The organism is Pseudarthrobacter enclensis (genome assembly GCF_030811655.1).
GTDB lineage: Bacteria > Actinomycetota > Actinomycetes > Actinomycetales > Micrococcaceae > Arthrobacter > Arthrobacter enclensis_A.
In genome coordinates, this window is the sequence record NZ_JAUSRE010000008.1 from 122188 (window position 1) to 137839 (window position 15652).

At 66.9% G+C, this 15652-nt stretch carries 14 protein-coding genes; 6 read left to right on the forward strand and 8 right to left on the reverse strand.

The window, feature by feature from the left end; all coding sequences use genetic code 11:
- Positions 1 to 46 precede the first annotated feature (46 nt).
- Complete coding sequence (locus J2X98_RS09625; protein ID WP_307307158.1) at positions 47 to 2278, reverse strand: PKD domain-containing protein; 2232 nt, start codon at positions 2276 to 2278, stop codon at positions 47 to 49.
- Between the two features lie 342 nt (positions 2279 to 2620).
- On the opposite strand from J2X98_RS09625, the gene J2X98_RS09630 reads away from it, so the two are divergent.
- The 5 genes from J2X98_RS09630 to J2X98_RS09650 all read left to right on the forward strand — a co-directional run bounded on the left by J2X98_RS09630 (position 2621) and on the right by J2X98_RS09650 (position 9432).
- Positions 2621 to 3400: an SDR family oxidoreductase gene (locus tag J2X98_RS09630; protein ID WP_307307160.1), complete on the forward strand. Its 780-nt coding sequence runs from the start codon at positions 2621 to 2623 to the stop codon at positions 3398 to 3400.
- Positions 3401 to 3492: 92 nt separating this feature from the next.
- Positions 3493 to 4197, forward strand: coding sequence for a hypothetical protein (locus tag J2X98_RS09635; RefSeq protein WP_307307162.1), 705 nt, complete (start codon positions 3493 to 3495; stop codon positions 4195 to 4197).
- A 40-nt stretch (positions 4198 to 4237) separates the two neighbouring features.
- Positions 4238 to 4915, forward strand: a complete 678-nt coding sequence (locus tag J2X98_RS09640; RefSeq protein WP_307307166.1) for a class I SAM-dependent methyltransferase — start codon at positions 4238 to 4240, stop codon at positions 4913 to 4915.
- Positions 4912 to 7629: a magnesium-translocating P-type ATPase gene (gene mgtA / locus J2X98_RS09645; protein WP_307307169.1), complete on the forward strand. Its 2718-nt coding sequence runs from the start codon at positions 4912 to 4914 to the stop codon at positions 7627 to 7629. Before J2X98_RS09640 ends, mgtA begins: the two co-directional genes overlap by 4 nt.
- 123 nt (positions 7630 to 7752) lie before the next feature.
- Positions 7753 to 9432 carry a GAF domain-containing sensor histidine kinase gene (locus tag J2X98_RS09650; protein WP_307307172.1) on the forward strand — a complete coding sequence of 560 codons (1680 nt, stop codon included), beginning with the start codon at positions 7753 to 7755 and terminating at the stop codon, positions 9430 to 9432.
- Positions 9433 to 9460: 28 nt separating this feature from the next.
- Here J2X98_RS09650 and J2X98_RS09655 read toward each other — a convergent pair whose 3' ends face one another.
- From J2X98_RS09655 to J2X98_RS09665, 3 genes are all read right to left on the reverse strand, one after another.
- Entirely contained in the window at positions 9461 to 10147 is a 687-nt protein-coding gene (locus J2X98_RS09655; protein WP_141940476.1) for a response regulator transcription factor, read from the reverse strand.
- Between the two features lie 90 nt (positions 10148 to 10237).
- Positions 10238 to 10579 (reverse strand): hypothetical protein, encoded by a 342-nt coding sequence (locus tag J2X98_RS09660; protein ID WP_307307177.1) that lies wholly within the window; start codon positions 10577 to 10579, stop codon positions 10238 to 10240.
- Between the two features lie 19 nt (positions 10580 to 10598).
- Positions 10599 to 11138 (reverse strand): hypothetical protein, encoded by a 540-nt coding sequence (locus J2X98_RS09665; RefSeq protein ID WP_307307179.1) that lies wholly within the window; start codon positions 11136 to 11138, stop codon positions 10599 to 10601.
- Positions 11139 to 11478: 340 nt separating this feature from the next.
- Between J2X98_RS09665 and J2X98_RS09670 the strand changes: the two genes are divergently transcribed.
- Positions 11479 to 12180, forward strand: a complete 702-nt coding sequence (locus tag J2X98_RS09670; protein WP_307307182.1) for a LiaF transmembrane domain-containing protein — start codon at positions 11479 to 11481, stop codon at positions 12178 to 12180.
- A gap of 16 nt (positions 12181 to 12196) precedes the next feature.
- Here the strand turns inward: J2X98_RS09670 and J2X98_RS09675 are convergent, their stop codons facing one another.
- From J2X98_RS09675 to J2X98_RS09690, 4 genes are all read right to left on the reverse strand, one after another.
- Positions 12197 to 13267, reverse strand: a complete 1071-nt coding sequence (locus J2X98_RS09675; RefSeq protein ID WP_307307186.1) for a tellurite resistance/C4-dicarboxylate transporter family protein — start codon at positions 13265 to 13267, stop codon at positions 12197 to 12199.
- Positions 13268 to 13311: 44 nt separating this feature from the next.
- On the reverse strand, positions 13312 to 14220 hold the full coding sequence (locus J2X98_RS09680; protein ID WP_307307189.1) for an SRPBCC family protein: 909 nt from the start codon (positions 14218 to 14220) through the stop codon (positions 13312 to 13314).
- 98 nt (positions 14221 to 14318) lie between these two features.
- Positions 14319 to 15083 carry an alpha/beta fold hydrolase gene (locus tag J2X98_RS09685; protein WP_307307193.1) on the reverse strand — a complete coding sequence of 255 codons (765 nt, stop codon included), beginning with the start codon at positions 15081 to 15083 and terminating at the stop codon, positions 14319 to 14321.
- A gap of 4 nt (positions 15084 to 15087) precedes the next feature.
- Positions 15088 to 15501 (reverse strand): TfoX/Sxy family protein, encoded by a 414-nt coding sequence (locus J2X98_RS09690; RefSeq protein WP_307307358.1) that lies wholly within the window; start codon positions 15499 to 15501, stop codon positions 15088 to 15090.
- Between the last annotated feature and the right edge of the window lie 151 nt (positions 15502 to 15652).

The following is a 15652-nucleotide window of genomic DNA, read 5'->3' on the forward strand; positions in this document are numbered from 1 at the left end:
TCAGCCGGCCGGCTAAGGCGGTTGCCCTGGCCGGCCGGCCGGCAAACTAGCCCGCCGGCTTCAGGGCCGCCTGCCACGCGGCCACTGCGCGTTGTGCGCTCAGGGTCCAGGTGGCCGTTCCGGTTGCGCCTGCTGTTGCCTGGACCTTGTCGGCGAGTTCAGCGATCTGGCCCCCTGCCGCCTGCCACTGCTGGGTCCAGCCGCTTGGCGGCGCGGACACCATGGGCGAGGCGCAGTCGCAGCCCACGCCGCCGATCACCATGGCGCCGTTGGTGGCGGTAGTGGTGCTGGGGGCGGTGATGCTGGTGGCGCTGTATGAGGCATCCACGGCCGTCACCACCTGGGCATCCAGCGGCGTGGTGTTGTTCACGCCCCGGTAGCCGGTGATGCCGCCGCCCCACTTAGCGGCCGCGCTCAGGGTCCAGGCATAGCTGGCAGGATCGGACGAGCCCACAACGTGGTAGTACACGTAGACCCTGGCCCCGGAGGTGGAGCTGCTGTTGATGGACAGCCCGTTCACCATCGCGGTCCAGCCGGCCGGGACGGACGCCATGCCCGGGTTGGTGTCCACGGTGATGGCGGCAACCAGCACATCACCGGCCGCGGTTCCGGCGGGGGCGCTGATGGAGACCCCTGTCACCGCCGTTCCCGAGTAGGTGGTTGAAGATCCGACGGCGCTGATGCCGCTGGTCGTGGTGGCCGTGCCGACCGTAATGGTGGTGTTCGCGGAGCTGGACCCGGCGCTGTTGGTGGCGGTGAGCTTGGCGGTGTAGGTTCCTGCCGCCGCGTAGCTGTGGGACGGGTTCTGGGCGGTGGACGTCCCGCCGTCGCCGAAGTCCCAGGCCCAGGAGGTGGGTGAGCCGGTGGACGTGTCGGTGAAGTTGACGTTCAGCGGCGCGGTCCCGGAGGTGGGGGAGGCCGTGAAGGACGCTACCGGTGCCGTGGTGGCCGTGCCCAGGGACCGGTCAGAGTACCAGTAGGTTTTCGCGACGTTGTCGCTGGCCATGACTACGATCCCGGTGGAGCTGTTCACACCCTGCTTGGTGGTGGTCACGTCGTTCATGTTGGATGACGAGGCGCTCTGGATGACCGGGGTCCCGCGGCCGCTGCCGAAGGACGGGTTGTCCATTGACGCTGTTTTCTCGTAGATACTGCCTGCAACCCCGGAGTATGCGCAGCTGCTGACGGACGTGGCCGGAGCCGTCTGGAACGCGTGGACAAGGTTGTTCGTGGTGTCCAGCACAATCTGCGGCCTGCTGACGCAGTCACCAACCGTCGAGATCGTCGACTGCGTAAAGGCCCCCGTGCCCGGCTTGAACACGAGGAGCAGGAGCTGCGGCAGCGTGGTGTCAGAGGAAATGTCGTTGAGGCTGGTCTTAACGGCGGCGAACACCCGGCCGGTGGTATCGGACTGCAGCGACTTGAGGTTCATGTGGTCATCGGCCTGCCCTTTGCCCTGGATGGCGGGCTGGAAGTTCCACGACGATGACGCGGTGGGGGAGGTCCCGTCGGTGCGGGTGGCCCACCAGACCGAGCCCGTGAGCTGGTCGCTCCACATCACGCCGATCTTGTTCTTGGCGAAGGACACGACGGCGGAGATGTCATCGGGGGCGGGATGCGGATTGGAGACCGGGATGACGAACGGTGTGGCCCAGCTGGTGCCGCCGGCCGCGGAGTCGTTGACATAGACGGTGTTGGTGTAGCCGCTGGTGCTGTTGCCGGACACCTGCGTCCACGTGGACCAGATGGCGCCGGTGCTGTCCTCGTCGATGGTCATGGACTCACTGCTGTTGTTCGTGATGACCGTTGGGAAGCCGGCGTCCAGTGTGTACTTGCCGCCGGAGTAGCTGTACCGGTAAAGGTAGGCGGGCTGTCCTGAAACGGAGTCCTTGGGGCTGGCATCGGTGGACACGGTGACCACATGCGATGCGATGTACAGGTGGCTGCCGTCCCACATGGTGTCCGCCAGGGTGCTGCTGCGGCTGTCATTGACTACGCCCGTATTCACCCAGGTGGCGGTGGGGCGGTCCAGCCGGTAGATGCTCCAGCCGCTGCCGCTGGTCCACATGTCCGCCCACCAGGAGCCGTCGTTCCACCACAGCTTGCTCTGCGGCTTGTCCGACGTCGGCGGGTTGGCGACGCCGGAATAGGAGATGCTTTGCCTGCCGTAGACAGGATCTGCCGAGGCCGCAGGTGCCCACCCGAGCGGGGCCAGGGCTGCTATCAGGGCCAGGACCAGTGCCTGCCGTAACCGACCAGGGATGGCAGCAATCTTCATGGCGGGCTCCTGGGTGCTGATGTCGCTCAGACCGATTTACTTGTCTTGGGGTCCTTGCCCGCCGCCCCAGACACGACGGAACCCCTGAAGGTCACAGGATAGGTCTGAACCAGGCAACCGGCAAGTGATTGGACTTATTCGCCCGCGGCCCCCCTATTCGCGGCCCCGGTACCCCCTATTCGCGGCCCCGGATAAACCCCTATCCCCGGGTTCCCGAAAACGGGGCCCGCGGCCAGCCGGGGAATCCGGGGGCCGCACGTGGGCCTTTGGACTCTGGCCCCCGCGCCCTCCTGCGGGGCAGAGTAGGCGCCGGACCTTAACCAGCCAGGGAAAGAAGGCGCCATGCCCCGCACCTCCGTCATCACCGGCGCCGCCTCCGGCATCGGCAAGGCAACCAAGGAACTGCTCGAGCAGCGGGGTGAACGCGTCATCGGGGCGGACCTTCACGACACCGAGGTGGTGGCCGACCTCTCCACCGCGGAAGGACGCTCCAGCCTGGTGGACGCGGTGCGGAAGGTCAGCGGCGGCAGGATCGATGCCATCTACGCGGTGGCCGGCCTCGATTTCCCAATCGCGGCCACTGCAGCTGTGAACTTCTTCGGCGCCGTCGCAACCCTTGAAGGACTCCGGCCCCTCCTGAAGGACTCGGACGCCCCGCGTGCCGTGGTGGTTTCGTCCATGGCGGCCCTGTTTGCCACCGACGACGAGCTTGTGGCGCAACTGACCACCGGCGACGAGGCCGGGGCCATGGCCCGCGCCGAAGTCCTGGCCAAGGAACCCACCACTGGCGGCCTCATCTACTGTTCCAGCAAGCTGGCACTCTCCCGGTGGGTCCGCCGCCAGGCTGCCACGGAAGCCTGGGCCGGTGCGGGAATCCCGCTGAACGCCGTCGCGCCCGGCGTCATCGCCACCCCCATGACGGCCGAACTGACCGCCACGGAGGAGGCCCGGACGGCCCTGCTGAAACAGGTCCCCATGCCGCTGAACGGCATCGCCGACGCCATCGTCGTTGCCCGCCTGCTGGCCTGGCTCAACAGTGTGGAGAACACGCATCTGTGCGGGCAGATTGTCTATATCGACGGCGGCAGCGACGCTGTCATGCGCGGCGACTCGGTCTGGTGAAGGGCGGTCTTTGGTCCCTGTTCCCGCGCAACCCTCAGGCGTAGCTTGAATGTGGGCCCGCAACGGCTGGCCCACATTCAAGGGGGAGCACGATGACCAGGCCCAGGCGTACCGTTTTCAGCGTTCTCGGGCTCAGCGGCCTGATGATGCTCACCGGCTGTTTCGGCCCGCCCAGTCCGTCCCCCACCAACACGTCCGCCACCGCATCGGCAAGCGCCACGGCCGGCAGCGCCAGCCCCAGTGCGACGGCGACTCCCACCACCACGGCGACCACCACTTCGCCGTCGGGCACCTCAGCCGCGCCCACCACCACGCCTGCCGCGCCGCCGTCGTCCGCCCCCGCCAGCCCACCGCCAACCCAGGAATCGACTCCCACAGGCCTCCCTGAACAGACTGCCCCGCTGACCATTTACTACCTGGCAGTCGGGGACAACGGCGTCTCGGGGCCGAAAATCGGCTGCGGTGACAGCCTGGTGGCCACCACCACGGCCCCGGTCACCTTCACCGACCAGGTGGGACCGAGCATTAACACCCTGCTCGCCAACAAGAACCGCGACATCGGCATGTCCGGGCTGATCAATGTGCTGTACCAGTCCAGCCTCACGTACCTGGGCGGCGAACTGGACGGCAGCACCATCACCATCTGGCTGTCCGGGCAGTTCATGCTGGGCGGCGTTTGCGACATCCCGCGGGCCAAGGCGCAGCTGGAGTACACGGCCATGAGCGCGTCGGGCGCCACCAGCGCGCAGGTGTTCGTGAACGGCCGCCCGATTGACGAGGTGCTCAGCCTCAAATGATGCGGATGCACCACCCGGGGGACCGGGAAGACGCAGCCGGATGACGGGCAGGGACGGGACGGAGCGCCTGCAACACCCGCTGTTCGCCCGTGCGTTTGCGCGCGCCGTGGGGACCATTGACCGGCGCGGCGCCGCTGCGCACCGCCGCCGCGTCCTGATGGGCCTGCACGGATCAGTGATCGAAATCGGAGCGGGTACGGGATCCTCCTTCCCGCTGTACCCGCCGGCGGTCACCCACGTCCTGGCCCTGGAACCGGATGACTACCTGCGGGGCGTGGCCCGGGAACAGGCGGCCGCCGCAAGTGTCCCCGTGACCGTTGTGGCCGCCGCCGGGGAACACATCCCCGCTGAGACCGGCAGCGTTGACGCCGTGGTGGCCAGCCTTGTCCTCTGCAGCGTCGAGGACCAGGCCGCGGTGCTCGCGGAGATCCGGCGGGTCCTGCGCCCCGGCGGAACCCTTGCCTATTACGAGCACGTCCGGTCCGCCCATCCAGTGCTGGCGAAGGTGGAAGACGTGGTGACCCCGGTGTGGGGGCGGTTCATGGGCGGCTGCCACCTGAACCGGGATACGCTTGCCGCCATCACCGCGGCAGGTTTCAGTGTGCAGGACAACGAGCGGTTCGGCTTCGCCGTCCAGCGGCTGAACCCTTCCCTCGCCCACATCCTGGGCACGGCCACCAGTCCAGGACCCCCGGGAACACGAATGGATCCGGCATGACAGACCTGAACGTCCAGGAGCGCAGCAGCCTCCAAGTCCCCATCACTGAGGCCGCCAGCCTGACGGCTGACCAAACCCTCGCGCGGCTGGGTTCCGGGCCTGACGGCCTGGCTCAGGATGAAGCGGCCATCAGGCTGGAGCAGCTGGGCCCCAACGCCGTACGCACGCACCGCGCGAACGCCTGGGCCGTGCTGGGACGGCAGTTCGCCAGTCCCATCCTCATCCTCCTGCTCGTCACCGCGGGACTATCGCTGTTCCTTGGCGATGCCACCAACTCGATTGTCATCGGCGTGATCCTGCTGGTCAGTGTGGGACTGGGTTTCACCAATGAGTTCCGCGCCGAACGGGCCTCTGAAGCGCTGCATGACCGCGTCACCCACCGCGCCGTGGTGCTGCGCGGCGGAGCCACAAGGGAAGTGGATGTCACCGCGCTGGTGCCGGGCGACGTCGTCCATCTTTCCCTGGGCGCCATCATCCCGGCGGATATCCGCCTCCTCACCACCAACAATCTGCTCTGCGACGAAAGCATCCTCACGGGGGAGTCGCAGGCCGCCGCCAAGGACCCCGCACCGGTGCCCGCCGGCGGGGCACTGGCCGACCTAACCTCGTGCGCCTTCATGGGCACCGTGGTCCAGTCCGGCGGCTGCACCGGCGTGGTGGTGGCCACCGGCGCCCGTGCAGAATTCGGCCGGATCGCCCTGGGCCTGGGCGAGCGGCAGCCGCAGACCGAGTTCCAGCTGGGCCTCAAACGGTTCTCGTTCCTGCTGCTGCAGGTGGCCGTGGTGCTTACGACGCTGATCTTCGTGGCAAATCTGCTGCTCCAGCGCCCGCTCATCGAGTCTCTGCTGTTCTCCCTGGCCATTGCGGTGGGCATCACGCCGCAGCTGCTTCCCGCCGTCGTCAGCACCTCCCTGGCCACCGGCACCCGGCAGCTGGCCAAGCGGAAAGTGCTGGTTAAACGGCTGGTCTGCATCGAGGACCTGGGGGACATGGACATCCTGGTCACGGACAAGACCGGCACCCTCACGGAAGGAAGGATCAGCTTCACCCGCGCACTTCCCGTTGAACCGGGCCTGTCCGACGACGGCCTGCGCACCCTGGGGCTGCTGGCCACGGAGACGGACTACGCGGAGGCAAAGGCCTCCTCCGCAGGGCAGAACGCGCTGGACACCGCGCTGTGGGACAGTCCCGGGGCGGCCGGTTTTGAACCGGCCCGGTACGAGCGCGTGGACCTGATCGGCTTCGACCACCAGCGCCGGCGCACCAGCGTCCTGGTCCGCGAAGCCGGTGGCCCCTCCCGGATCATTACCAAAGGTGCACCGGAGGACGTCCTGGCCCTGTGCGGGCCCACCCCACCTTTCGTTCAGGCGCTGCTGGACGAGCAGTTTGATGCCGGCTCACGGGTGGTAGCCGTTGCTACCCGGCCGGCTGCCGGGCTGGACAGACTCACCCCCGCCGACGAGCGGGGCCTCACCCTGGCCGGGTTCCTCGTGTTCCTGGACCGGCCCAAGGCCAATGCGAGGCAGTCGCTGGACCGGCTTGAAGCCCTGGGGATCTCGATGAAGATCGCCACGGGTGACAACGCCAAGGTGGCAGAGAAGGTTTGCGCCGACCTTGACGTGGACTCCGCTGGCACCCTCACCGGGGCGCAAGTTGAAGGAATGTCCGACGCCGACCTGGCCGCCGCCGCCCGGACGGCCACCATCTTCGCCCGCGTCTCGCCCGAACAAAAAGCACGCATCATCGCCCTGTTGCGCCTCAGCGGCGGATCGGTGGGCTTCATGGGCGACGGAGTCAACGACGCCTTGGCACTGCACAAGGCGGACATCGGCATATCCGTGGACACGGCAACGGACGTTGCCAAGGACGCCGCCGACGTCGTCCTTTTGGACAAGGACCTCGGCGTGCTGGCGGACGGCGTCATGGAGGGCCGGCGGATCTTCGCCAACACCATCAAATACGTGTTGATGGGCACGTCCAGCAACTTCGGCAACATGTTCAGCGCCGCCACCGCTTCCGTGGTGCTGAGCTTCCTGCCCATGCTCCCTGGCCAGATCCTGCTCAACAACCTGCTCTATGATTCCGGCCAGCTTGCCATCCCGGGAGACCGTGTGGACCAGGAGCAGCTGCGGGCGCCCTCGCACTGGAACATCGCGTTCATCCGCCGGTTCATGCTGCTGTTCGGTCCCATCAGCTCACTCTTCGACTTCGCCACGTTCGCCCTGATGTTGTTCGTGTTCTCGGCAGCGCCGGGTGAGTTCCGGGCGGGCTGGTTTATCGAATCCATCGCCACCCAGACACTGATCATCTTCGCCATCCGCACCCGGCGCGTTCCGTTCCTGCGCAGCCGGCCGTCCGCGGGACTGCTCGCAGCGTCCCTTGGCGTGGTGGCCCTGGGGGTGTTCCTGCCGCTGTCGCCCCTGGCCAACGTGCTGGGCTTCGACCCCCTGCCCGTGCCGTTCTTCCTGGCACTTCTGGCCATGGTAGTGGTCTACCTGGTGCTGGTGGAACTCGCCAAGCAGTGGTTCTTCGCCCGTGACGCCCAGCAGCTGCCCGCCCCGCCCCCGCCAATCCGGCGGCGGCAGGCCACCCACCATATCTCCCGTCGGGCCTACCGCTTCAGCGCCCCCGTCAAAATTCCCGCGGTTAGGCTGCCGGCGGGTGGGCCGGCCGGCAGGAGGCGGCGGTCAAGGCAGGGAAGACCTGTGCCGTAATCGTTAAGGCGTCGGCCCCCGGGGGTTGTTAGCATGGAGGGTAGGGACGCTGGGGGCTCGTCAAAATGTATTCAAAGGTGATGCAGTTCGCCCTGAATGCGTTCGATCTTTGGAGCGTTTTTCATGTGGCGTGAACCAATCAGGCGTCGGACCCGCGAACTTTTGCGGGAATTTGTAGACAGGGCAGATGAACTCGTCCGGACCCAGGAACATGTCGAAGGCCTGCTCGGGGCGGTTGTTTCCCTCACGGAGGACCTGAGCCTGGAGGCAGTGCTTGACCGGGTGGTGCAGTCCGCCTGCGAGCTGGTGGGGGCGCGGTACGGGGCATTGGGCGTGATCGGGGACGACCAGCAGCTCAGCCATTTCATCACGGTTGGCATCGATGAAGACGGTACCCGTGTCATCGGTGACCTTCCCACAGGCCATGACGTGTTGGACCAGCTGATCCAGGAGCCCAGGCCGTTAACCCTTCATGACCTGGGTGAGCATGCCGTCTCCGTCGGATTCCCGACCAACCGTCCGCCGATGAAGACCTCCCTGGGCGTTCCGGTGCGGGTCCGGGATGAGGTCTTTGGGAACCTGTACCTGACGGAGAAGATCGACGGCCAGGATTTCACGGCCGAGGACGAGGACCTGGCAGTAGCCCTGGCCTCCGCTGCCGGCGTCGCCATCCAGAACGCCAGGCTCTACGAGGACAGCAACAGCCGACAACGGTGGCTGGAAGCGGGAATGGAGGTCAGCGACCGGCTGAAGGCCCGGCCAGGCTCCGATACGGACAACCTGGAAATGATTGTGGACCGGGCACTGCATGCGTCAGTCTCGGCGTTGTCGCTGATTGCCTCCGTCGCCGGGGACGGGAGCCTTCGGTGCCGTACCGCACTGGGGGTTCAATCAATTCCCGCGGGTCAGGAGCTGCCGGCCGGGGAAGTGTTGGTCCGGGTGCTCGCCACCGGGGAGTCGGCGGCACTGACGGACCCGCTGCAGGTGTTTGACGCGGCGTCCGCGGAGAAGCTCGGGCCGGTCCTGGTGGCGGCCTTGGGAAGTGACAGCGACGGCCAGCGCCAAAGTGTGTTGATCCTGGCCCGGGCTGCCGGGGCAGCGCGCTACACGGATGTGGACGTTGAACAGAGCGCGGTGTTCGCCTCCCGGATAGGCCTGACGCTGGACCTGCTGAAGGCGAACCAGTTACGGGAAGAGCATGCCCTCTTCATCGACCGGGAAAGGATCGCCGCGGACCTGCATGACCTGGTGATCCAGCGGCTCTTCGCTGCAGGACTGAGCATCCAGGGCCTGCGGCGCTACACCTCCGACCCCATTGCGCATGAGCGCCGCATTGCCGGGATCACCGCGGAGTTGGACGACTGCATCCATCAGCTACGGGACACCATCTACTCCCTGCAGGCCCGGGAACCCGACCGGGAGCTGCTCAGCGGCCGCGTCCTGCGCGCCGTCCAGGAAGCTGCCAACGCTGCCGGCTTCCTCCCCAGGATCCAACTCTCCGGCCCGGTTGATGACGCCGTGGGCGATGAGGTGGCCGAGCAGTTGCTGAGTGTGCTTCATGAAAGCGTCAGCAACGCCGTCAGGCATTCAGGATCCCAGGACATCCAGGTTGTCCTCGCTGCCCAGGAGGGCGAGGTGGTCCTCACTGTCCGCGATCACGGGTGTGGTTTCAGGGACCCCCAACGGGTCAGCGGCCTGGACAATATGAAGAACCGGGCGGCCGCCCTTGGCGGATCCTGCAGCATCGACAGCACCCCCGGGGAAGGCACCAGCGTCAACTGGACAGTGCCCCTCCCGGATTGACGGCCCAGTTTCTTAGTACCGCAGTTTCTCAGTGCAGCAGCTCCCACGCCCGCGGGATGGGAGCAGGAAGCAGCTGGCCGCGCCGGCGGAAGCCCAGATTTTGGAGCACGGAGGACACGCAGGCGGCAATGGCGGCGTCGGTCAACAGCAGTTCCTGGCCGATCTGGTGGTTTGTCATACCCCGCGCCATGAGGGCCAGCACCGTGCGCTCCGTCGGCGTCATGGATCTTAACCAGGGCGCCGAAGCTGTTGCATGGAGGTTCCCGGCCACTCTTTCCCTGACTCCGGCCCCGATTGTCGGAATCCCCGCGGCGGCGCTGCGAATGCAGTTGAGCAGTTCGTTATGGTCTCCGACCCGCTTGATCACGTACCCTGACGCCCCTGCCAACACTGCTGCCCGCACGGCATGCTGCTCATCCCAACTGGTCAGGATCAGGCATTTCACGTCGGGGGCTGCGGAGCGCAGCTCGCGGCACACCTCAATGCCCGTTCCGTCCGGCAGCCTGTCGTCCAGGACCGCGATGTCCGGCTGCAGGACGTGGATCAGGTGGATGGCTTCCGCGGCTGATCCGCTGTCGCCGACGATCTCGAAGCCATGGTGTTCAAGCAGGTCGCCAAGGCCCTGCCGGACCATTTTGTGGTCGTTCAGGATGAAGACGCGGATGGGCTGGGCAGGGGATCTGGCCTCATCCAGGGGTGCTGCTGGTGTATCCATGAAGACGCTCTCATCGAATCGATGCCCTCCCCGGCTGCCTCTGCGTGCCGCCGCCCCGTTCGAAAGGAACTCCAGTAAATCATTCGGCACTTACGGCCACTCAATTCCCAAGGTTGTACCGCCTCCCAAGGCTGTACCGCCGGAAGCCGGAAGGTCACGCCTGGCGCCGCACACCGGGCATTTGGTGGTGCGGTCCGGACCCTTGACCCATTGGTGTGACTCCTCCAGCCGGTACTCGTACTTGCCGCCAAGCTGCTGGAGTTGGTTCAGCGCAACGCTGGCGGCCTCCCACGAGCTCCAGCGGCCCACCTCTGGGCCGGTGTCCCTGGAAATGGCATTGCAGCCTCCATCACCAAGTTCCGGGGCAACGGCCTGCCTGTTGGACGGCCCGTTCCCGCTGTTCACAGCCTTGTACTCTTCCAGGGTTGCCATGGTGCTATCCACTTCGGGATCAGGCCGCCTTCGGCTGGGGGCGGAGGAGGAAGTCTTCCAGCGACTCGAAGGTGGCCACGGCGTCCTCGAAGGCCGGGTTGCGGTGCGGATGGAGGCGGTGCAGGAGCCCGCCGTTGTACTGGAGGCGGCGCCGGGCGGTTCCCACTGCGCGGCCGGCGTACTCCAGGTCCCCTGGATGGCGCGGCAGTGCCCGGGTCACGCACTGGATGGAGGTCAAGGCGACAGCAAGGATGTTGGCGTCCAACTGCCGTCCGGCCGTCCGGTGGTTCCGCAGTTCGGCGGCAAAGCCGTCCCACACTTCGCGGGCTGCGATGCGCGCTACTTCCGTCCGGGCCTCGTTTGCCGGCAACCCCCTGCCCGTGAGGTCTTCATAGAGGCAGTCGAAACGGGTGCGGAGTTCCTGTGCCTTCCTGCCCGCTTGGGTTCGGGTGGACACTGCGGATTTGAAATTGGACGGGTGAAGGAGCATCGCCCTCCGGCGTGCGGCTTCGGCCCGGGGCACGGGAACGGGACGGAACGTGAGGATGTCAGCGGACATGCCGGTCCTTTCAAATTCCAGCCAGCGTGCAGGGTGCGCTTGCGCGGCGGCGGGGCGACCTCTTTGCCGCCACCGCACGGATTGTCGCTGGGGTCTTCGGGGGATTGCCTTCCGGCCTCGCTGCTTGAGGACCCGGTGGCGCTTTTACAAGCATGCCAAGCATCCTGAACCCTGCTATAGGGCTAAAGGTCCTGTCTCGGGCCTGGTCCCTTACTGGTTTGTTGGCTGCGGGCAGGTGGAAGGCGGGGGGCTTTATGCCCTGTTTCCGGCAGGGGGCCGGTCCTAGCCTGAACGAAGGAAGCGCGGCGTACGGCCGCGTGCCGGACCCGGGAGGCACAGGGTGAAATCGGCAAACGCAAGCATCATCACAGGAGTCATCCTCATTGCGCTCGGCGTGCTGTTGCTGCTGGACAGGATGGGCGTGACGGACACGGCAGCATTCGTGGCGCCCCTGATCTTCGCGGCCGTTGGCGTGTTGTTCCTGTCGCTGTTCGTCCGGCGCCGGGAGAACTGGTGGGCGGCCATCCCCGGGTCCGTGTTCCTGGGCCTGGCCGCCGTCATCACAGCCACCCAGCTCACGGCCGGCACCTGGGGTGCAGCGCTCCTGTTCCTGTTCATGGGTGCCGGTTTCGCGGCCGTGTTCCTGCGGGAGCCCGGGAACTGGTGGGCCCTGATCCCGTCCGGCGTCATGGTCACCCTGGCGGTCATTGTGGCCCTGCCGCAGGCACTGCAGGGCACGCCAACGGCCGCCGTCCTCTTCCTGGGCCTGGCGGCCACCTTCGGCGTGCTTTCCCTGATCCCGGTGCGCGTTGATGAGGCCAGCAGCCAGACGGAACGGATGAGATGGCCGTTGATTCCTGCGGGCATCCTTGCCGTCATGGGCCTGATCTTCGTGCTGCAGGCCATGGCCGTGCTTATCCCCGTGGATTTCGCCTTCCCCGCGGTGATGATCCTGGCCGGCATCGCCCTCATGGTCTACGCCTACCTCGCCCACCGGGACGGACGCCAAAGGGCCCACGGCGCAGGGCCCAAGGCAGGCTGAACCCTTACGGGCCAGTTCACGGCCGGGTCGGTGCAAGCAGCGTGGCCCACAGGTGCCACAGCATGCCGCCCAGGGTGGCCAGGAACGCGGCAACGGCCAGCCACAGTTCCGCGCGGCCAATGGCAGCCACCAGCGGGAGCTGGTCGGCGCGGCCAAGGTAGATGCCCGCCACGGCGTACATGCCCAGGGGAAAAATGACGCTCCACAGGCCCGGCTCGTAAGCCAACGGCACCCGGTGGACCAGGTGCCGCCACCAGCCGGCGGCCAGGAGCACGGGGAAAAGCCATGAGGCGAACGACCAGAACACCACCGAGGCGCCGGCCACAAGACCGCGCGTCGCATCCACCATGGGCGCTCCGGCCATCTCCACGATCCGGGCCCCCGCCAGGACGCTGATGGCCATGGCGCCCATGGCCACAAAGTAGGCCGGGCGCAGGTCCTGCGGCCGGATGGGGTAGGTCATCAGCCGCAGCGAGACGAAGATCCCCACGGCGGCGTACAGGATCAGCCCCACCGACCAGGCAACGACGGCGACCAGGGCCAGCGCCGCTCGCCAGTCCGGTACGGCCAGCGGCTCGATGGACGCGGCCGCGACCGCCACGGACTGGCTTGCCACGCACCAGATGAACCACGACCCGTTGGCGTCCTTCACCACTGGCCGCTCGGACCTGCCCAGCACGGCTGTCCAGGGCACGACGTAGCCGAGCACCACCCAGGCAAGCACCGCAACCACCAGGAGTGCCGCCGTCGTGCCTTGCCATCCCGCCATGCCAAGGCGCGTGCCCAGCACGTTCGTCCCGGCGATGAACGTGAAAAAGCCGAAGGCCCGGCCCGGATCCAGGAAGTCGCCGCGCATGTCCGCCGGGAATCGGGCCAGGCGGAGCACGCTGAGCGCCAGTATCACCAGGTAGGAGAGCGCACACACCGCCAGGAGGGCCAGTGAGAGGGTATGGAATCCTTCCAGTTCAAGTCCCACGGAGATGATGCCGCTGGCCATGGTGAGGGCGAAGTAGCCGGGGGTAAGCGTCCGCACCGCATGCTTTGCACGGGAGCCGAAGGAGTGCCGGGCGTCAGTGGCGGTGTCCATCCACCAAGCTTAGGGCCGTCAAATCCTGCGGTGCGGAGGGCGGTTCACCGTGCCCCGGCCTGGGCTTCCGCTCTTGCCTTGATGCCGGCCAGCTCCTCTGCCTGGCTGCGCTCCGACATCTTGATGGCCAGCGCGTCAACGGCGGCCTCCGCCATGTTCCGGGGGACCACATCGGACCGCATGCTGAGCCGGGTTCCGCTGTCTTCGGGCGTCACCTCCACTTTGAAGACAGGACCCAGGGCAGCTTTGGAGGTGAAGTGCCTGTTCGGTACGTACTCGGTGTATTCGTGGGTGGTCCTGAGCGGTATGCCAAGGACTGTCCACGCCGCCCGGAAGGTGGTCCCCACACCCTCGGGGGTGGTCTTGAGCTCCGAAATCTCAACATTGGGACCCAGCCAGACCCGTGGATCCTTCACCATGTCAAACACCACATCCACGGGCGCGGCGATCATGATGCTGTCCCGCCACGTCAGGGTCTGGCTGAACCCGGCGTCGCTTGATTCCGGAACCGCCTTCTTTCCGGTCTCCACCAGGCTCTTGACGTTGGCCACCATGCCCTGGATGTCGTCTTCGGTCAGCCGGACGAACAGTGCCTGGACGGGGACCCGGACCACGGGCGCACCAATTTCCAGGGCGGACTCCACCGTCAGCTCCGTGCCGCTGCCATTGACCGGCTCCAGGGAGAACGTGATGACCGGCCCCACGGATGCCTTGGAGACAATGCGCTTGTTGGGCACAACGTCCCGGTATTCATGCGTGACGTGCATGGGTATGCCCCACGTCTTGGCGGACCACCGCGCAGAGGTGCCCACGCCGTCGGGCTTGATGTCCAGCTGGGTGACGTCGCTGTCTCCCGGGAACGCCTTCATCCAGTTCGTCGGGTCGCTGAGGAAGGTGAACACCGTATCCACGGGGGCCTTGATCACAGTGCTTTGAAGGATGTTCCTGCTCATGTTCTCGCTCCGTTCTGCCGCGCGCGGGTTCCCGCGCCGGCAGTTCCAGTGCAGTCCCCGGACGGGGGCGGAACCAGAGGAGAAAGTCCCAGCCGCAGCTAGGAAGCCCCGTCCGCCCGGCCCCAGTGCTCCCGCAGCAGCGTGGCGACGCGCTCGGGTTCCGCCCGGTGCGGGGGATCGAAGTGGTGGCGCTCCGGGAAGACTTCAAGCCGGAAATCGGGGAAGACACGGGAGAGCCGCGCCGCGTTGTCCGCCTGCTCATCCGGGCTGCTCATGCCGCCCAGCACGAACAGCACGGGTTTCGTGAAGACCGCCAGGCTGTTCGGGTCCAGGTCATACGTAGTGAACGCCTGCAGGAAGGCGCTGATCCCGGCGGGGCGTTTCGCCATCCACGACGGTGGAGGGCCAGGCGGTGGAGGCGGCAGGACGGCGTCGGGCTTCACCTGCAGCCTGGTGAAGGCGGGCAGGAACTGATCAGGCGGCAGCGCAGCCAGCTCCCCATAGCGCTGCCAGAGCCTGGTGTGCGCAGGACTCCAGTCCCAGTTTCCCGCCCAGGCCGGCTCCAGCAGGGCCAGGCTCTTGAGCCGCTCCGGGTGCCTTGCGGTGAGTGCCAGGGCAGCGGCGCCGCCGCCGGAGTAGCCGAGCAGGTGGAAGGTGTCCCAGCCGCGCAGGTCGGCCTCGCGGAGCACGCCGTCCACCTCGGTGTTCAGGCTCCAGCCCGGCGGGGGTGCGTCCGTGGCGTAGAGCTCCAGGTCCTTCGCCACCGCGTCCACGGCCGGTCCCAGAACCTCCAGGAGCCTGCCGTAAGCGGGCCCGGCCGGGAGCACGCTGCCCGGCAGCAGGATGACGCGGTACGGTTCCATGCCGCTACCTTCCGCTGCCGCCGTCAGCCCTGCGGGTGGCGGGTTTCGCGGCCCGGGGTGCCTTAGGCGCTTTGCCGGGCAGCGAGCCGACATAATCCAACGCCTTGCCGGCCCAGGCCCGCGCCCGGGCGTCATCGCCGTCGCCCTCTTCATTCCATACGTCCGGCAGCCCGGTGTACCCGCCCATGGGCCGGTCCGCCGGGCCGAAGGGCACGGTCCGCTCGGACGACTCCAGCAACTCCCTGTCCTCAGGGGAGAGCTTCACACCGATGGTGGAACCGAACAGGCCCGCGAACATGTTGCCGTTGACGAACGCGCCCAAGTTCCCGAACATCGGTTTCACCACTGCGTCCGGATGGTCCGGGACCACGCGGCGGAACCGCTCTTTTTCTTCCTGGGTTGCCTTGGGCATCTCCATCGCTTCATCTCCCGGTGGCACGGTTGTTCCGCAGATCTGGATGCAGGATATGCCTCTTTGACAGCGGCGGATAGGGGACCCGGGAGGCCGGGCACAACCGGCAATTGATCGGCATTTGAACAGGACAAACTTCGCCGGCGGGTGTTATACC